Below are 18,108 nucleotides of genomic sequence, written 5' to 3' on the forward strand. Positions count from 1 at the left end.
CCGGAGGGGCAATTTCGTTAGAATAATTTAGTAATGTGCTAATTTCTTAAGGTGCTGCTGTGCTGATTTTATTACTTGGCAATGAAAGGATCTGACAACCTGGGAGCTTGAGGAGAGGAGCGCTCGAAATCCCCACAACACATATCCCTTCACCTTTAACACTCGCTTAGCAGGCATCCTGATTCAGGCAAAAAATATAACATCCTCCGCCTGACATCTCCTAAAGGGCCCTTTTTATTTAAATAATTCAGAGAACACCAGGTATTTGTTCGGGGCGGCGATTTACACTGAATTTGTAGGGTAGTGCGATCGGTAATCGGCTAGCTGCCAGCCTGAAAGCAGGGCTATTGGCCTTTACCGACAAACTACGCGCTCTAAATTTCAAAAGCAAATTGCATCAAACTCTCTGATGGACGTATAGTACTGGATATAACTGGCTATAATGGAATTATACCAGAATGAGCTTTGTTTTATTGTACGCTCATTATCAGGGTGCTACACATGCAGCCGTGTGCGAATGTTAGGCCTGAGCTTTATAAAATTTAAAATTATTCGTAAATTCGTGTCATGAAAATTGGAACAGAAATTTTACATCAGGAAGATGTAGCAGTTTTAGAAGAAACTACAGATTTCCGGAACCTGGTTGTCTATAACGATGATGTGAATACCTTTGATCATGTAATTGAGACGCTGATCCGGGTTTGCGGCCATGATGCGGAGCAGGCGGAGCAGTGCACCTTGCTGATCCATTACAAAGGCAAATGCACGGTAAAGGTAGGTTCTTACGAAGAGCTGGAAGGCATGTGCACCGCCCTCCACGACAAAGCCCTTTCTGCCAACATTGAATAACAGGACGGAGGTTTAATGAATTTTCCGTCGAAGCTGATTGAAGGGGCCGTAGAGGAGTTGGCAAAGCTGCCGGGCATTGGCCGGAAAACCGCCCTCCGGCTGGCGCTGCACCTGTTAAAAGAGGAATCTGAAGAGACTTTTCAGCTGGCAGAGGCGCTGGTGAAAATGCGCGCCGAAATCAAGCACTGCCAGCAGTGCCACAACATCTCCGACACCGACATCTGCAGCATCTGTGCCAACCCCCTGCGCGACCGCAGCCTGCTCTGCGTGGTGAGCGATATCCGTGATGTAATTGCCATCGAGAACACGGCCCAGTATAAAGGGCTGTACCATGTGCTGGGTGGTGTTATCTCGCCGATAGAGGGCATTGGCCCCTCGGATCTGCACATCGATTCGCTGCTCGGGCGCCTGCCCAACTCCGAAGTGAAAGAGATTGTACTGGCCATTAGCCCGACCATGGAAGGCGACACCACCGGCTTTTACCTTACCCGCAAACTCCGCGACGCCCAGGTGCGCATTACCACCATTGCCCGTGGCGTTCCGGTTGGAGGAGAGCTCGAATACACCGACGAAATAACACTTGGCCGGAGTATAGTGGAGCGAACCAACTACGGTAAAGTATAAAACGGAGCGCACTTGCTCAGGAGCAGGTTATACGGAATCGTTTAAACACAAACTACCAACTGCTAGTTAAAACAAATATTTTGCCAGTAAAAACTATATTTAGAATTGAATCAGGAAAAAGATAGCGCTTTTCGCGGTATCTTTTTTTATTTTACAGCCACTTTAGCTAATATGCATTAATAAAGTGCCCACCCCGAAACCAGAATTTTTACCGTAGTGGGAAATTAACATTGTCGCATTTTGAAGAAACTATCCGTAATTGTTGTAAGCTACAATGTGCAGTACTTTTTGGAACTGGCGCTGCAGTCGGTTCAGAAGGCACTGGCAGGAATCCCCTCTGAAATTTTTGTTGTCGACAATAACTCCACCGACAACTCGGTGGATATGGTCGCTTCCAGGTTTCCGGAGGTGGTGCTGATCGCCAACAAAAAGAACGTCGGTTTCTCCACGGCTAACAACCAGGCCATCAGGAGGGCCACGGGCCAGTATGTGCTGCTGCTCAACCCCGACACCGTGGTGCAGGAAGACACCTTTTTAAAGTGCCTTCGGTTTATGGATGCCAACCCGGAAGCGGGCGGCCTGGGTGTGAAAATGATCGACGGAACCGGCACTTTCCTCCCCGAGTCGAAGCGTGGCCTGCCCACGCCGTTGGTCGCGTTCTCTAAAATTGCGGGTATCTCGCGGCTGTTCCCAAAATCCAGAGTGTTCGGAAGGTACCACCTGGGCTTCCTGTCGGCCGAGGAGGTGCACGAGGTAGAGGTGCTGTCCGGGGCTTTTATGCTAATGCGCCACGAAACCCTGGACAAGGTCGGCCTGCTGGACGAAAGCTTCTTTATGTACGGTGAGGATGTAGACCTGTCGTACCGGATTATTCTGGGCGGCTATAAGAATTATTACTTCCCCGATACTACCATCATTCATTATAAAGGCGAAAGCACCCATAAAGGCAGCCTGAACTATGTGCTGGTATTTTACAGGGCCATGGCCATTTTCTACAAAAAGCATTTTTCAGGGTCTAATGCCGTGCTGTTCTCCAAATTGATCCTGATTGCCATTTATGCCCGGGCCGGTTTTTCGGTGCTGACCATGTCTTTGAAAAAACTTTTCGGGTTGAAGAGCCACAAGCGCGATCGGCACAAACTGCCCGGCAAGCGCAAGGTGCTGGTGGCAGGGGAGGAGCAGGAGTTCAGCCGGGCCACCAGCATATTGCAGCTGGCAGGGCTTACCAAAGTGCAGATAAAAAGAGCCTCGCCATCCAGCCTGCAGCACAACTGCGTTAGAAGCACGGTGGAGCAGCACCAGGCCGATGAGATTATCTTCTGTGGGAAAGACATGCCTTTTGCCGACATTATGCATGCTATGGAAAGCCTGAAAGGCACAGGTGTTGCCTGCAGCATTTTGCCTGCCGCCTCTGAGTTTGTCATCGGGAGCTACTCCAAAATTGATCGCGGTTATTATTATGCCCCCAGCACCTCGCCCGTAAAAAATGTGCTGACCGCAGTTTTCTGACAGCAGCCCACTCTTGCCGGTATCATTTGTCAGAAATAGCCGGCGACTTAAATCCCGGGAATAGAAGGTGTACGGCCTTCTGCTACAGGACATAAGGCGCAGGGCATAAGATATTTAAGTTGGCGTCAGGATGCCGCTTGTTCATGACTGGTTGTTAAGAGTTGAATGTTTTGAAATATAACCTGTGAAATATAACCTGGTAGTTTTTTTACGGTGTTCTGAATCAACCATGTAGCCATTTAACCATCAGCAACTAACAACCAGCAATCAAATTATTCTAATCAAAAAGCCCCTCCACACCTAATGTCTGCTGTGGCTCCACATACCGATTTATAATAAAAGCACATCATTCCGGGCCGCTGATTTTGTTCCATAGCGGGCACATCCTACAGAAGCTGAAAATTAGGATAGCGGGCCATAAACTTCGTCCGTTCAGGTAAAACCTGGCGCCTAACAGCCGGGTCAGGAGCAGCAGAAATGTTCTCCGGAGGGCGATTTTGATTAGAATAATTCCGGCAGCCAGTCACTTCCCGCCACGGCCATTCTTACCGACAGGTGCTACTGCTCCTTCAATCTTAATTTCAGGAAGATTCAATGCTTGTTAAGCTAGTCAAAAGTACAGCTGCCATACTTCCTAATTTTGCATTTCTAATTTTTAATTCTCAATCTGGAGAGGCATGAATTGGCAAGTCGGGTAGCCTGATTCAAATTTTTTCAAGTTTTCGCGTTTTTCTTTTTAAAATCCATTGCTTCTTCACAATTTACCCGCTTAAATGAAAAGGCTCCTGACGAAGTGCTTGCCGCCGTGTTGGGAAGTCTGTTTTAGAATAAGTACCTTTGGCTTTTATAAATTTTAACCTTATGCATCAGACAGAAGAGGTGAGTATTGCACTATCAGACAGAATAAACGCCCTGGCGGAGTCTCAGACAATCGCTATGGCAAAAAAAGGCCGTGAACTTGCTGCGCAGGGCTTCGATGTTATCAACCTGAGCTTTGGAGAGCCTGATTTCCAGACGCCGCAGTATATCAAAGACGCTGCCAAAAAAGCCATCGACGATGGCTTTACGTTCTACACGCCGGTGCCCGGTTATCCGGAGCTGCGCCAGGCCATCGTAGACAAGTTCAAACGCGATAATAACCTTGACTACAAGCCTGAGAATATTGTGGTCTCTACCGGTGCCAAGCAGTCTATCGCCAACGTGGTGCTGTGCCTGGTAAACCCCGGCGATGAGGTTATCATTTTCTCGCCATACTGGGTATCTTACGAAGAGGTGGTGAAACTGGCCGAAGGTGTTTCGGTGCCGATTATGGGTACCCTTGAAAACGACTTTAAAGTAACGCCGGAGCAGCTGGAGCAGGCAATCACCTCCAATACCAAGCTGATCATGTACTCCTCGCCCTGCAACCCGACCGGTTCTGTGTTCGACGAGGCAGAGCTGGCAGCCCTGGCCAAAGTGCTGGAGAAGCATCCGCAAGTGTATGTAATGGCCGATGAGATTTATGAGTACATCAACTTCGGCGCAAAACATGCCAGCATGGCCAGCTTCGATGCTATAAAAGATCGTGTAATTACTGTAAACGGCTTCTCCAAGGGCTATGCCATGACCGGCTGGCGTGTAGGGTACATTGCTGCGCATAAAGAAATAGCCACTGCCTGCGACAAAATCCAGAGCCAGATGACTTCCGGCACCTGCTCTATTGCCCAGAAAGCCGCTTATGCCGCCCTGCTGGGAGGTAAATCTGCTGCTGAGGAAATGTCGGCGGTGTATCTTCGTCGCCGTGACCTGGTGCTCGACCTGATGCAGGATATCCCTGGGTTTGCCACTAACGTGCCAAACGGCGCTTTCTACCTGTTCCCGGATGTGAGCTACTACTTTGGCAAGAGCGCAGACGGCAAAGAAATAAAAGATTCGTTCGACCTGAGCATGTACCTGCTGACTGATGCCCATGTGGCCCTGGTGAGCGGCGATGCCTTTGGTGCCCCACAATGTATCCGCTTCTCTTATGCCACTTCCGACGAGAAACTGGTAGAAGCTATGGAACGCATTAAGAAAAGCCTGGCGAAACTTCAGTAATGAACCAAATTAATTCTCTGGAGGCTGTTTCGGATGCGTTTAACAGACTGACTGTACTGATAGTGGGCGATGTGATGATCGACTCTTATCTGTGGGGCAAGTCTACCCGAATTTCTCCTGAGGCTCCGGTACCCATCGTGAACGTGGTAAAACGCGAAAAACGGTTGGGTGGAGCCGCCAATGTGGCCCTTAATGTGCAGGCATTAGGGGCCACTCCTTTACTATGCTCCGTAGTGGGCGACGATGCGGACGGAGCCGATTTTCTGCGCCTGCTGGAGGAACGTGGCCTGTCGGTGGCCGGTATGGTGCAAAGCCCGGAGCGGGTCACCACCATCAAGCACCGCATCATTGCCTCCGGGCAGCAACTCCTGCGCGTCGACTCCGAAATTGAAACCAACCTGGCAGATTACGAGGAGCGTTTCCTGGAGGAGCGTTACCGCAAACTCCTGAAACAGGCCGATGTCGTGATTTTTGAAGACTATGACAAGGGCATTTTCTCGCAGCACAACATCCAGACCTTTATCCGGTTGGCGCAGGAGCAGGGCGTACCTACTGTGGTCGACCCTAAGAAGAAGAACTTCCTGAGCTATGTTGGCTGCAGCCTTTTTAAACCCAACCTGAAAGAGCTGAAGGAGGGGCTGGGCACAGATTTTGCCGATGAGAACCAGGCAGCTTTCGAAAAGGCTGTGGCGGATCTGCAGGAGCGACTGGCAACCCAAAAGGTGCTGGTTACCTTATCGGAAAGAGGCGTGTTTGTGGCAGAAGGAGAGGCTAAAACGTATCTGGAAGCGCATAGGAGAGCCATTTCTGATGTTTCTGGCGCAGGCGACACTGTTATCAGTATTGCAGCCTTGTGCATGGCCTTGCAGACATCCTTGTCCTTTATGGCCGGCTTGAGCAATTTGGGCGGGGGCCTTGTTTGTGAGCAGGTAGGGGTGGTGCCCGTTGATAAAGAGCGGCTGTTTAAAGAAGCAAAGCAGATAAGGCTATTCGAGGTACATGAGTACAGAAACGCTTAACAGGTACTTATACGACAGCAAGCTGAAGGCCTATGCCCTCATGCGGCGTACCACCTACGTACTTACTTCTCTCTCAGTAGCTCTCCTTATTTACGCCCATGGCGTGGTGGAGAGCCCTGTGGAGCTACAGGTGCTGTACTATGCCATAGATGCTATTCTGGCTGTTTTTGTTGTTATATACCTGCTTCGCATTCTCTACAATTTTGAGCGGATAAAGTTTATCCGGCGCACCTGGTTCGAGGGGCTGCTGATGGCCCTGATCCTGATAAACCAGGTGGGCACTTACCTGCTCGATTTCCCGGTGGTGTACATCCTTTTTGAGGGGGTGGGAATTCCGTTGTCGGTAGAGCTCTACCGCATTGCCGTGTCACTCTATATGCTGATGCTGCTCCTGATAGAGCTGTTCGAAACCAGGGTGTACCACAAAACACTCCAGTTAAAACCCACCATCACCTTTATTGGGAGCTTTATTATGCTCATACTGGCAGGTGCCTGCCTGCTGATGCTACCCAAAATGACCAATGCCCCGGAAGGTATGCGGCTGGTCGATGCTGTGTTCATGGCCACCAGCGCCTCCTGTATTACCGGCCTTACCGTAGTGGACCCGGGTACTTATTTTACACTTTCCGGCCAGATGGTGCTGCTGATGCTCATGCAGCTCGGCGGCCTGGGTATTCTTACATTTGCCACCTTCTTTGCCTCGCTCATGCGCCAGGGAATAGGTATAAAGCAGCATGTGGCCATGCATAGCCTCATGGAAAGCGAGACACTGTTCTCCACAAAGGGGCTGCTGCGAAAGCTTATCATTCTTACCCTTATCATCGAGGCTATCGGGGCTGTGGTTATTTTTATGACCTGGGGGCCGGAGGCGAAGTTTACCAACCTTGGCAACAAGATATTTTACTCTGTTTTTCATGCCGTGTCGGCATTCTGCAATGCCGGTTTCTCGCTCTACCCCGAAGGGCTGTACACAGTGCCACTACGCAAGTCGTATGTGCTGCACCTGATGGTAGCTATCCTTGTCATAGTAGGAGGTATCGGTTTTCCAACCATCCTGGATGTTTTGTCGCCCAAGGCAATGCGCCAGCGCATGGATGCCCCATGGCAGAATTGGAAGCTACTCTCCCGCATCACTATCTACACTTCGGCGGCGCTGCTTCTTTTTGGCACGGTCTTCTTCTTCCTGCTGGAATACTTCAACACCCTGTCGCACCTGAGCTTTGTGGAGGCGCTTATAACCTCCTTCTTCCAGTCTGTCACTACGCGGTCATCAGGGTTCCATACCGTAGATATGTCTGCCTTATCGGTGCCGACGCTGCTTATTTTCATCATCCTGATGTTCATCGGGGCTTCGCCGGGCTCTACCGGCGGGGGAATCAAGACCACGACCTTTCTGGTAGTGCTGCTCTCGGTGCTGACCACCATCCGCGGCCGCGAAAACCTGGAGGTGGGCCGCCGGACTATTCCGCACTCGGTATCCTACAAGGCTTTTTCGGTGTTCACGTTTGCCGTGCTCATTGATATGAGCTTTATCTTCCTGCTCTCCATCACCGATGCCCAGTTCGATATCATCCGGCTTGCCTTTGAGCAGGTGTCGGCCTTTGCCACCACCGGGCTTAGCACGGGCATTACAGCCGGGCTGTCTGATCCGGGGAAAATGATTATTGTGCTCTCGATGTTCATTGGCAGGGTGGGCACGCTGACGCTGGCGCTTGCCCTCAGTTCCCGCACCAAATCCACCTCTTACAAATACCCGGCCACCCACCTGCCGGTGGGTTAGCACAGGCAGCACCATAGGTTGTTGCTTCGCAATATTTACCTGTCATTAATATTTTATGAAAGGCTATTAGAGGTACATGAGTACAGAGACGCTTAACAGGTACTTATACGACAGCAAACTGAAGGCCTACGCCCTCATGCGGCGGACGACCTATGTACTAACTTTGCTTTCGATAGCCTTGCTCATTTATGCCCATGGCGTGGTGGAGAGCCCGGTGAAGCTACAGATGCTGTACTACGCTATAGATGCTATTCTGACAGTTTTTGTCGTTATTTACCTGCTCCGCATCCTCTACAATTTTGAGCGGATAAAATTTTTGAGGCGCACTTGGTTCGAAGGCATGCTGATGAGTCTGATCCTGGTGAACCAGGTGGGCACCTACCTGCTGGATTTACCGGTAGTATACATCTTTTTTGAACGATTGGATATTCCGCTGTCGGTGGAGCTCTACAGGTTGTCCGTTTCACTCTACATGTTGGTGCTGCTGCTGATTGAGCTATTCGAAACCCGGATTTACCAAAAGGTCGTACTTTTAAAGCCAGCCGTTACATTTATATTAAGCTTTATCGTACTCATCGCGGGTGGAGCGTGCCTGCTGATGCTGCCAAAGATGACCAATGCCCCGGAAGGTATGGGCTTCGTTGATGCTGTATTTATGGCCACCAGCGCCTCCTGTGTTACCGGCCTTGCCGTAGTGGACCCTGGCACGTATTTCACCTTTGCCGGACAGGTGGTGCTGCTGGTGCTGGTGCAGCTCGGGGGGCTGGGTATTCTGACCTTCGCTACTTTTTTTGCCTCGCTCATGCGGCAGGGACTTCACTTTAAGCAGCAGGTGGTGATGTATCAACTGCTGGAAAGTGAATCGCTCTTTTCTACAAAGGGCCTGATGCGCCAGTTGATCTTCCTGACAATCACTATTGAAGCAATCGGGTCCATCCTCATCTTCCTCAGCTGGGGGCCAGGTGTAAAGTTTACTGACCTCGGGAACAAGATTTTTTATTCAATCTTCCATGCTGTTTCTGCCTTCTGTAATGCCGGGTTCTCGCTGTACCCGGAGGGGCTTTATACCGCGCCAGTACGGACTGGCTATGTGCTGCATCTGGTTGTGGCCATGCTGATAATTTTAGGGGGAATTGGTTTCCCAACTATAACGGATGTGCTGTCGCCGAGGGCAATGCGCAGGCGTCTTGACGTGCCGTGGCAGAACTGGAAGCTGCTCTCCCGCATCACCATCTATACCTCGGCGGCGCTTATATTTTCTGGCACAATATTTTTCTTTCTGTTGGAATACTTCAACACCCTATCGCACCTGAGCTTTGTGGAGGCGCTTATCACCTCCTTTTTTCAATCTGTCACCACCCGCACTGCGGGCTTTAACACAGTAGATATTTCTGCGCTGTCGGTGCCTACCTTGCTGGTCTTTCTCGTACTGATGTTCATCGGGGCTTCGCCGGGCTCTACCGGCGGGGGCATCAAGACCACGACCTTTCTGGTAGTGCTGCTCTCGGTGCTGACCACCATCCGTGGCCGCGAAAACCTGGAGGTGGGCCGCCGGACTATTCCGCACTCGGTATCCTACAAGGCTTTTGCGGTGTTCACGTTTGCCGTGCTCATTAATATGAGCTTTATCTTCCTGCTCTCCATCACCGATGCTCAGTTCGATATCATCCGGCTTGCCTTTGAGCAGGTGTCGGCCTTTGCCACTGTGGGGCTTAGCACGGGCATTACAGCCGGGTTGTCTGATCCGGGGAAAATGATTATTGTGCTCTCGATGTTCATTGGCAGGGTGGGCACGCTGACGCTGGCGCTTGCCCTCAGTTCCCGCGCCAAATCCACCTCTTACAAATACCCGGCCACTCACCTGCCGGTGGGTTAAAACAAACGAGCCTCAAATCCTTTGATCAGGTTTGAGGCTCTTGTACTACATGAATTTTAACGGGTTGTTGGCTGTCTAAACGTAGCAGGCGCAAAAACAGCCTGGAGGGCCATTTTTATTTAAATAATTCAAAGCAAGCCTTAGGCCTGTCAATTATTTACAATGCTGCTGTACTCCTTTACTGTCTGGATAAAGCATTTCACCTTCTCAGGGTCTGTATCGGGGTAAACGCCGTGGCCCAGGTTGGCGATATGCCGCTGCGGACCGAATTCCTTCAGCATTTTAATGGTTTCTGCCTGAATGGTCTCAAAGGAGCTGTATAGCAGGCAGGGGTCGAGGTTGCCTTGCAGGGTCTTGCTGCTGCCCACCTGCTCCCGTGATTTTGCGATCTCCATGTTCCAGTCGAGCCCGATCACTTCACAGTTCAGCTTGCTGAAATCTTCTAAGGCAAAAAACGCTCCTTTGGCAAAAACCGTTACAGGTACCTCGGTAATGGCATTGCATATTTCGGTGATGTAAGGCAACGAAAATGCCTTGTAGTGTGTAGGCGGCAGAATACCAGCCCAGGAGTCGAACAGTTGGATCAGGTTAGCGCCTGCCTTTACCTGCGCCTGCAGGTAGGCAATAGTGGTATCTGTGATCATGCGCAGCAACTGGTGCGCCAGCTTCGGGTTGGTGTACAGCAGGCCACGGGCATGCGAAAAGGTTTTGGAGCCGCTGCCTTCCACCATATAGGCCAGAATGGTCCAGGGGGCGCCCGCAAAACCGATGAGGGGTACGCGTCCGTTCAGGGCTCTTTTGGTTACCCTTATGGCTTCGAGCACATAGCCCAGATGTTCCTCAGGGTCTGCCACCCGCAGTCTTTTCAGGTCCTGCTCCGTGCGTACGGTAACCGGGAAGTACGGTCCCCGCTTTTCTACCATCTCGTACGTACAGCCCATCGCCTCCGGCACCACCAGGATATCGGAGAAGATAATGGCAGCATCCACATCCAGTATATCCACTGGCTGAATAGTTACTTCGGCTGCGAACTCCGGCGTTTCCACCAGTTCCTTAAAGCCGCTCAGGCTCTCGCGCACCGCTCTGTATTCAGGTAAAATTCGGCCAGCCTGGCGCATAAGCCAAACAGGAGTGCGCTCTACCACCTCTCCCTTAGCTGCTCTTATTAGCAGATCGTTTTTCAGTTGCATGCCGCAAAGATACTAATTTTTAAGAATTTCGAGTGAGCGGATGAGCAAGTGTAGTTTTGAATTGTGAAGGAGTGATGGAGTGAATGTTTTACTTTAACTGATCCTATAAGCCAGCTGCAGCATCAGGAGCATTAACCATTCGTAAAGGCACTTTTCATTAACATAATTGCCTCCCATGCACAGCTCCGGTTCAAAAGGCAGAATTCTGAACATGCTGTAAATTTCGATTCAGACAAAATTTAAAACTTCACTCACTCATTCAAAATTAAAAAAACAGCGCCGTCAGGGCCGATACAATAAAGTTAACGCCAATAGAGAGCACGATAAAGCCCATGATGCGCGAAAGGGCGGCCAGGCCCGATTTGCCCATAAAGCGCGTGAGTTGGTGCGAGAAGCGCAGGATGACAAAGGTTACCACGGCCAGCAGCAGGATGGCCGCCAGGATCAGGACCATATCCATGATAGAGAGCGATGTGGTGAAAAAGCCGATGCTCACCGCAATGGCACCCGGCCCCGACAGCATGGGCATGGCCAGCGGTGTAAACGAGATGTCTTCTTTCTGCTGCCCCTCTTCCACCACATCGGGCGATATCTTTTTCTTGTTGGCCCCCGGCGTCAGCAAATCAAAGCCTGCTTTCATAATCATCAGGCCGCCGGCTATGCGCAGATCGTGCATCCGGATGCCGAAAAAGTTGAGCACGTATTGCCCGGTCAGGAAAAAGATCACCAGGATGCCGACCATATACACACAAGCCTTGAGCGCCTGCTGGTTGCGGTGGGCCGGCGTATCGTCCTGCGTCAGGGTCAGGAACACGGGCATGGCGCCAAAAGGGTTTACAACAGAGAACAGGGCAGAAAAAGTAGCCAGTAGTATTTCCATAGCGGATCGGTAGCGTATAAAGCAAGGCGATAAATATAGGTTATTCAGGATGTAAAACAAAAGTATAGCCGCCCCGGATGCATAATACCGCGGCAGGGGCAGCAGGGTTTGCAGATTATCCTTAATTTTGAGGAAACATTGCGCTACTGCCGGCTCAGGAGGAGGAGCACCAACAGCAGCAGCAAATTCTAAGGGCCATTTTTATTTAAATAATTTATATGAAAGGAGAAGTAAAGCTGGGGATTCTGGGGGGCGGACAACTGGGGCGGATGCTCATGCAAGCCGGCCTCGATTTTAACCTCTACACCCTGGTGCTCGACCCGGACGAGAATGCTCCCTGCAAAACTATTTGCAACGAGTTTTTTGTAGGCAGCTTCCGCGATTTCGACACGGTGTACGAGTTTGGGAAGAACTGCGATATTCTGACCATCGAGATAGAGCACGTAAACGCCGATGCCCTTCAGAAGCTGGAGGAGGAGGGGGTAAAAGTCTACCCCGACGCCAAGACGGTACGCACCATCCAGGACAAGGGCCTGCAGAAAGAGTTCTTCCAGAAGCATAACATCCCTACGGCTGAGTTCCGGCTTCTGAAAGATGCCTCAGCGCTGGAGGCTAATGCCGATTTCCTGCCCGCTTTCCAGAAACTGCGCCGTGAGGGCTACGACGGCAGAGGGGTAGTAAAACTGGCCGGAAGCAGTGACCTGGGCAAAGGCTTTCAGGAGCCGTCGGTGCTGGAGAAACTGGTAGATTACGAAAAGGAGATCTCGGTGATCGTGGCCCGTAACCCGCAGGGCGAGGTAACGGCTTTCCCGGTGGTGGAGCTGAGCTTCCATCCGGAGCACAACCTCGTCGATTCGTTATTTGCGCCGGCCAATGTGCCGTACAAGCTGCAGCGCCACGCCATCGAGATCGCCAGCCGCGTAATCGAGGCTTTCGGCATGGTAGGTATTCTGGCCGTGGAGATGTTTCTGACCAAGGACGGACAGATACTGGTAAACGAGGTGGCACCACGTCCGCACAACAGCGGGCACCACACCATCAAAGCCAACTTTACTTCGCAATACGAGCAGCACCTGCGGGCTATCCTAAACCTTCCGCTGGGTGCCACCGATATACAAAGTGCCGCCGTTATGCTGAACCTGCTCGGGGAACCCGGCTACGACGGTGAGGCCGCTTACGAGGGCCTGCAGGAGGCGCTGGCCGTGCCGGGCGTGTACATTCACCTGTACGGTAAAAAGTTCACCAGGCCTGCCCGCAAGATGGGGCACATTACCGTGCTGGCCGAAACCATAGAAGAGGCGCAGCAGCGGGCAGAGTCAATCAAAAACGTCATCAAAGTAAAAGCATAAACAATGTCTGAAGAAACGAAACAAACGCAACCGCTCGTGGGCATCATTATGGGTAGCCAGTCTGACCTGAACGTGATGGACGCAGCGGCAGAATTTCTGGAAACCCTCGGTATACCGTTCGACCTCACCATTGTATCGGCGCACCGCACCCCGCACCGCATGGTAGAATACGCCGAGTCGGCTCGCAAAAAAGGTCTGAAAGTGATTATAGCCGGAGCAGGCGGCGCAGCCCATTTGCCGGGCATGGTGGCCTCGCTTACCACACTGCCGGTAATTGGCGTGCCCGTAAAATCGAGCAACTCTATTGATGGCTGGGATTCGGTGCTGTCGATTCTGCAGATGCCGGGTGGCGTGCCGGTGGCTACCGTAGCCCTGAACGGCGGCCTGAATGCAGGCATTCTGGCCGCGCAGATACTGGGCACCACCAACGCTGCCATTGCCGACAAGCTGGAGAAATACAAAACCGGCCTGAAAGACAAGGTGATGCGCTCCGTGGATGAGCTCAGAAGGGGCGACCGACACCTGGATTAAGAAATACATTACCCAACAAAAATAAGTAAGGACTTTGCTGAGTTACAGGCAAAGTCCTTACTTATTTTTGTTGATGTTGTACGGGTCAGCTGAACTGTCTGCTTTGTAAACAGACTGAAGAATTTCGGCAGGTTTATAAAATTTTCCAATTCTGAATTTCTAATTCGCCGAAGCCCCTTAAATATCACATTTAAAATAATCGGTGTCGTAGCCTGGCGCAGGCTTGTCGGCTATGCGCACCAGCTTGCTGACAGGGACCTCCAGGCCTGTGGCTAGCTCCAGGTATTCCTGTCCATTTCTCGTGGCAATTGTTTTTAGCAGCGCTTTTACCGAAAAAAACTCGTTTATATCGCTGTAGTACTGCACACGGACATATGCCTTTTGCCGCACCAGTTCCTCCAGTGTCGTCCTGAATTCCTGTTGTTCTGCAGTTTTATCTGTTGTTCTCATAAATATAACCTAGCGTTTTACTTTTATACGGTAATTAAGGAAAGCAGTGTCATTCCATCCGTACTCTGGCTGGCGCAGGCCCGCCAGATAGAAGCCGCTAGGGCAGCATTCAGGTTTATAGGTCGGGCCTTTAGCAGCGGCAAAGTGCTCTGGAGGGCCTTTTTGATTAGCATAATTTCCCCAAGACTAGATAAACAGTATTTCGTGGAGCCTTCCTCATCCGATAAAGTGTATCAAGCCAATCAGGAAAATCCTTTTAATCAAGGTTCAGACAACCTCTACCTTGCTCACGCCACCTGCCAGCTTCTGTATTTTGATCTGTGTGCTGATCCGCTCCTTCAGCGCCTCTACGTGCGAAATAATGCCGATCATTTTGCCGCCTGCCTGCAGGTTCTCCAGCGTGGAGATGGCGGCATCAAGGGTTTCGGCATCGAGGGTTCCGAAGCCTTCATCAATAAACAGCGAATTAATTTGTGTGCGGCGGCCGGCGAGGTCGGAGAGGCCCAGGGCCAGCGCCAGGCTCACCAGAAAACTTTCGCCGCCCGAGAGTGTGTTCATGGGCCGCACCGCCTCTGCCTGGTAAGTGTCCACAATGAGCAGCTCCAGATCTTCTGAAGATGATTTCTGGATGCGGTAGCGGTCGTTGAGCCTGTGGAGGTGCCGGTTGGCCAGCTCCACCAGCCGCGCCAGGGTAAGCCCCTGCGCAAAGCGGCTGAACTTGTTGCCATCTGCCGACCCGATCAGCTGCGAGAGTTGCTCCCAACGGTGGCAAACCTCCTGCTGTGCCTGCAGCTGCCCGGCCAGTTCGTGGTTTTTTGCGCGCTGCTGTGCATCCTGCTCCAGTAGTTGCTGGTAGCGGGCGCGTTGTTCAATCAGGCTGCGCTGCGCTGTTGTTTTGTGCTGGTACAGCTCTTCCAGTTCTGTTGCGGTTTTAGCTGTTAGTTGTCGTTGCTGCAGTGCCGTAAGTTCATGCTGCACATCTGCCAGACTTTTTCGAAGTTCGGTCAGGTGCTTGTCGGTCTGGGATTTGAGGTTGGCCAGTCGCAGGGCCTCGTCCTTGTCGAGGAGCATCTGGCTCAGGGCCTCAATGGTTTCGATTCCCTGCTGCTGCAGCACCCGCAGCAGCCCGTCGCGCAGGTTATCCAACGCAGATTTGCTCTGCTGGTGCGACTGCTGAATTTCCTGCTGCCGCTGATGGTTTTCGCACAGCTGTTGTTTCAGCTGCAGGTGTTTCGTGCGGGCTTCTTCTGCCTGGTTTCTTTTCGAATTTAGTTCCTGCTGGGCCTGCCGGCGCTCCTTTTGCGGGTCCTTCTCTCCGAATAGCTGCGTGCGCTCTTCTTTTAACTTTGTCAGGTTGATGTGTGTCTGCTTCAGGTGTTCCTGCCTTTCTTGCAGGTCCTGCTGCTTCTCGTCCAGCCGGGTTTTCATGTTTTTTACGTTCTCCTGCAGTTGCTGGAACGGGTCGCGCAGGTCTTCGTAGGCTTTGTGCTGCCGCTGGAACTCCGCTACCTGCGCCTCAAATGTCCGCAGCTGCTCCTCCAGCCTGCTGCTCCCGGCTGGGGCGTCATAGGCGGCAGCAAAAGAGGCAGCCATTTCCTGCTGGTCCTGCTGCTCTTCGATGAGTTCGTGCAGCTGTGCCTGCACTTTCTGGAGCTGCGCCTGCTGCATTTTTCCTGACTGCTCCAGCCTGCTTTGCTGGCCCTGCGCCCGGAGTTGATCTTCCCGTACCTGCTGCAGCTGCTGGTTGAGCTGCTCTGCCATGCGGCCAAGGGTGCGGCCCTCACGTAAGGTGCAGTTCAGTTTTTCAAGTTCCTTTCGTTGCTGTTCCAGGCTGCTTGCCAGTTGATCTGGTGCAGTAATGAGAATGGCAACGCCCTCAGACTGCTGCTGGAAGGCCTGCTGCAGGCGCATTAATTCCCTGTCGGTTTCAGCTTTTTGTTGAAGCGCTGCCTCCTGCTGGTGCTGCAGGGTGTGCAGTTGCAACTGAAGGTTGTTCAGGCTCGTCTCCAGCTCTTTTACCAGGAGTTGCTGCCTGTCGCGGCGCTGCACTTCTTCGGTCAGCGTGGTTTTATAGGCTCCTTCTACAAATGGGTGATGCGCGGAACCACACAGCGGGCAAGGCTCGTTTGGCTGCAGGGCATGGCGGGCCTGCTCCAGCTCCTGAATGCGCTGCTGCTGGGCAACCAGTTGCTGCAGGTCCTGCAGCCGTTCAGTCGCAATGGTGTACTTTTGCCGCGTTGTTTCAAGTTGCGTTTTCTGGCTAATGCTGTTTTGGTGCTGCTTCTCCAGTTGCTGCGCAAGCTCCTCCTGCTTTAGCTGCAGGGCGGTATGTAACCGCGAAAGCTCCAGCAGGCGCTCGTAGCGGTTTAGGCGTTGCTGCTGCTCCTGTGGCTGTGCCTCCAGCTCCTCCAGCTTCCGGCCTTTAAGCTGCTCCTGCAGCTGCACCGACACCTGCTGCTTTTGCTCGGTGAGCTGGGCATAAGCTTCCTGCTGCGCTGCCTGCAGTTTGCTTAAAGCCTCCAGTTGCTGCGTATCCTGCTGCAGTTGCTGTTGCAGCGCCTGTTGCTCCTGCTCCAGCTTTTTCTTGCTTTGGGCTGCCTCCGCCAGACTTTTCACCATCAGCCGGAACTCGGGGAGGTGCTGCTGCAGGTCCTGTAGCCGATGGTTCTGCTGCAGCCAGTTTTTATGGCCAATGGCTTTCTGCGTGAGCCCCTGCAGTTCCTGTTGTTTTTGCTGAAGCAGCATTTGCTCTTGTTTCAGCGAAGCGTCGAACTGCTCGTATAGTTTCTTGTTTTCCTGAAACCGGTCGCGGGTGGTTTGTAGCTGGTGGTCGAGTTGGTCTACTTTCTGCAGCAGCGGCTCCAGTTCCTGCAGCGCTGTTTCCTGTAGCTGCTGCTGTTTACCGGCCTCTTCCGCCTCTTTTCCAGACAGTTCCAGCCCGGTCTCCAATACGGGCAGCTGTTTAACCAATGTTTCGAGCTGGGTCTGTACCAGCACCAGCTGGCCGTTGGCCAGTTCAATGCGGGTTAGCTGCCCTTCATACTGCCGCGCCTGTTCGTGCTGCTCCAGTTTCCGGAAATAGGGTTGAAGCTGCGCCAGTTTCTCCTCCTGTGTATGGAGTGCCTGCTTGTGCTGCTGTTCTTTTGCCTGCAGTTGCTGTACTTGCCGCAGCCATTGCACCTGCTCCTGCAGTGCGGCTGCTTCCTGTCGCAGCTGTACTTCCTGTCCCTGAAGCTCGGCTATGGCCGTTTGGAAGGCCGTCAGCTGTTCCTCCGGCAGCAGTTTGGTGTCCTGCAGGCGGCGTTCCATTTCATCTTTCAGGCTGCGCTCTGCTTTGGCTTTCTCAAAGGCGAAGCGGGAAATGTCGGAGTAAATGCCGGTGTCGGTTATTTTCTCCAGCAGGCTGCTGCGCTCGTTGGGGTTGGCCTTCAGGAAGCGTGCAAAATCGCCCTGCGAGAGCATGACGGAGCGCAGAAACTGGTTGTAGTCGAGACCGCAAAGTTCAGCTACTTTGTCGGGAACCTGGCTTGGCTTCAGGTCGAAATTCTTTTCGTCGGCCAGGTCGCATAGCTCCATGTGCACTGCCTGCATGTTGCCATCTGCTTTGCCCCGGCTCCGCCTGATGTGCCATTTGGAGCGGTAACGCCTGCCATTGGCTTCGAACTCCACCTCCGCGGAACTCTCGGCGGTGTGGCGCGTCATGAGCTCCAGCGGTTTGTCGTTGCTGTGGCGGTGTACCAGCCCGTAAAGTCCCACGGTTATCGCATCCAGAATGGTGGTCTTGCCTGCACCCGTTGGCCCGGTTATGGCGAATAAGCCTGCCTCTGCCAGCGGTGCCCGGTCGAAACGGATCTCGTGTTGCCCTTTAAGTGAGTTCAGGTTCTGGAAACGGACAGCAAGGATTTTCATGGGTGGTTTTTTTTAAGACTCAAGTATCTTTAGAGATACAGGTATCAGGATACAGGTTATAAGATT

13 protein-coding genes are annotated in these 18,108 nt (G+C 52.2%); 9 read left to right on the forward strand and 4 right to left on the reverse strand.

The window, feature by feature from the left end; all coding sequences use genetic code 11:
• Nucleotides 1-567: 567 nt before the first annotated feature.
• From FJM74_RS07180 to FJM74_RS07210, 7 genes are all read left to right on the forward strand, one after another.
• On the forward strand, nt 568-849 hold the full coding sequence (locus FJM74_RS07180) for an ATP-dependent Clp protease adaptor ClpS (protein ID WP_187261909.1): 282 nt from the start codon (nt 568-570) through the stop codon (nt 847-849).
• Between the two features lie 15 nt (nt 850-864).
• A complete protein-coding gene (gene recR, locus FJM74_RS07185) occupies nt 865-1,473 on the forward strand; it encodes a recombination mediator RecR (RefSeq protein ID WP_187261910.1) in 609 nt (202 codons plus the stop codon).
• A gap of 240 nt (nt 1,474-1,713) precedes the next feature.
• Nucleotides 1,714-2,982 (forward strand): glycosyltransferase family 2 protein, encoded by a 1,269-nt coding sequence (locus tag FJM74_RS07190; protein ID WP_187261911.1) that lies wholly within the window; start codon nt 1,714-1,716, stop codon nt 2,980-2,982.
• Between the two features lie 861 nt (nt 2,983-3,843).
• Entirely contained in the window at nt 3,844-5,058 is a 1,215-nt protein-coding gene (locus FJM74_RS07195; RefSeq protein WP_187261912.1) for a pyridoxal phosphate-dependent aminotransferase, read from the forward strand.
• On the forward strand, nt 5,058-6,077 hold the full coding sequence (locus FJM74_RS07200) for a bifunctional heptose 7-phosphate kinase/heptose 1-phosphate adenyltransferase (protein WP_187261913.1): 1,020 nt from the start codon (nt 5,058-5,060) through the stop codon (nt 6,075-6,077). Before FJM74_RS07195 ends, FJM74_RS07200 begins: the two co-directional genes overlap by 1 nt.
• Nucleotides 6,058-7,857 carry a TrkH family potassium uptake protein gene (locus FJM74_RS07205; protein ID WP_187261914.1) on the forward strand — a complete coding sequence of 600 codons (1,800 nt, stop codon included), beginning with the start codon at nt 6,058-6,060 and terminating at the stop codon, nt 7,855-7,857. Before FJM74_RS07200 ends, FJM74_RS07205 begins: the two co-directional genes overlap by 20 nt.
• A gap of 76 nt (nt 7,858-7,933) precedes the next feature.
• Nucleotides 7,934-9,733 (forward strand): TrkH family potassium uptake protein, encoded by a 1,800-nt coding sequence (locus tag FJM74_RS07210; protein ID WP_187261915.1) that lies wholly within the window; start codon nt 7,934-7,936, stop codon nt 9,731-9,733.
• Nucleotides 9,734-9,882: 149 nt separating this feature from the next.
• Here the strand turns inward: FJM74_RS07210 and hemE are convergent, their stop codons facing one another.
• Together hemE and FJM74_RS07220 are read right to left on the reverse strand one after the other, a co-directional pair.
• Nucleotides 9,883-10,923, reverse strand: coding sequence for a uroporphyrinogen decarboxylase (gene hemE, locus FJM74_RS07215; protein WP_187261916.1), 1,041 nt, complete (start codon nt 10,921-10,923; stop codon nt 9,883-9,885).
• A 265-nt stretch (nt 10,924-11,188) separates the two neighbouring features.
• The gene (locus tag FJM74_RS07220) at nt 11,189-11,803 is read right to left on the reverse strand and encodes a MarC family NAAT transporter (RefSeq protein WP_187261917.1); all 615 of its coding nucleotides are present in this window, start codon (nt 11,801-11,803) and stop codon (nt 11,189-11,191) included.
• Nucleotides 11,804-12,021: 218 nt separating this feature from the next.
• Here FJM74_RS07220 and FJM74_RS07225 point away from each other — a divergent pair, with 218 nt between their 5' ends.
• Together FJM74_RS07225 and purE are read left to right on the forward strand one after the other, a co-directional pair.
• On the forward strand, nt 12,022-13,152 hold the full coding sequence (locus tag FJM74_RS07225; protein WP_187261918.1) for a 5-(carboxyamino)imidazole ribonucleotide synthase: 1,131 nt from the start codon (nt 12,022-12,024) through the stop codon (nt 13,150-13,152).
• Between the two features lie 3 nt (nt 13,153-13,155).
• Nucleotides 13,156-13,683 (forward strand): 5-(carboxyamino)imidazole ribonucleotide mutase, encoded by a 528-nt coding sequence (gene purE / locus FJM74_RS07230; protein WP_187261919.1) that lies wholly within the window; start codon nt 13,156-13,158, stop codon nt 13,681-13,683.
• 177 nt (nt 13,684-13,860) lie between these two features.
• Here purE and FJM74_RS07235 read toward each other — a convergent pair whose 3' ends face one another.
• A complete protein-coding gene (locus FJM74_RS07235) occupies nt 13,861-14,133 on the reverse strand; it encodes a hypothetical protein (protein ID WP_187261920.1) in 273 nt (90 codons plus the stop codon).
• A gap of 267 nt (nt 14,134-14,400) precedes the next feature.
• Nucleotides 14,401-18,042, reverse strand: coding sequence for an SbcC/MukB-like Walker B domain-containing protein (locus FJM74_RS07240; RefSeq protein WP_187261921.1), 3,642 nt, complete (start codon nt 18,040-18,042; stop codon nt 14,401-14,403).
• Nucleotides 18,043-18,108 lie beyond the last annotated feature (66 nt).

Origin of the sequence: Pontibacter beigongshangensis, from assembly GCF_014332515.1 — a bacterium.
Lineage (GTDB): Bacteria > Bacteroidota > Bacteroidia > Cytophagales > Hymenobacteraceae > Pontibacter > Pontibacter beigongshangensis.

Coding starts and splice junctions, on each gene's coding strand:
- FJM74_RS07205 (WP_187261914.1), top strand. CDS start 6,058: ATGAGTACAGAAACGCTTAACAGGTACTTATACGACAGCAAGCTGAAG.
- FJM74_RS07180 (WP_187261909.1), top strand. CDS start 568: ATGAAAATTGGAACAGAAATTTTACATCAGGAAGATGTAGCAGTTTTA.
- FJM74_RS07200 (WP_187261913.1), top strand. CDS start 5,058: ATGAACCAAATTAATTCTCTGGAGGCTGTTTCGGATGCGTTTAACAGA.
- FJM74_RS07220 (WP_187261917.1), bottom strand. CDS start 11,803: ATGGAAATACTACTGGCTACTTTTTCTGCCCTGTTCTCTGTTGTAAAC.
- FJM74_RS07240 (WP_187261921.1), bottom strand. CDS start 18,042: ATGAAAATCCTTGCTGTCCGTTTCCAGAACCTGAACTCACTTAAAGGG.
- hemE (WP_187261916.1), bottom strand. CDS start 10,923: ATGCAACTGAAAAACGATCTGCTAATAAGAGCAGCTAAGGGAGAGGTG.
- recR (WP_187261910.1), top strand. CDS start 865: ATGAATTTTCCGTCGAAGCTGATTGAAGGGGCCGTAGAGGAGTTGGCA.
- FJM74_RS07210 (WP_187261915.1), top strand. CDS start 7,934: ATGAGTACAGAGACGCTTAACAGGTACTTATACGACAGCAAACTGAAG.
- FJM74_RS07225 (WP_187261918.1), top strand. CDS start 12,022: ATGAAAGGAGAAGTAAAGCTGGGGATTCTGGGGGGCGGACAACTGGGG.
- FJM74_RS07235 (WP_187261920.1), bottom strand. CDS start 14,133: ATGAGAACAACAGATAAAACTGCAGAACAACAGGAATTCAGGACGACA.
- FJM74_RS07195 (WP_187261912.1), top strand. CDS start 3,844: ATGCATCAGACAGAAGAGGTGAGTATTGCACTATCAGACAGAATAAAC.
- purE (WP_187261919.1), top strand. CDS start 13,156: ATGTCTGAAGAAACGAAACAAACGCAACCGCTCGTGGGCATCATTATG.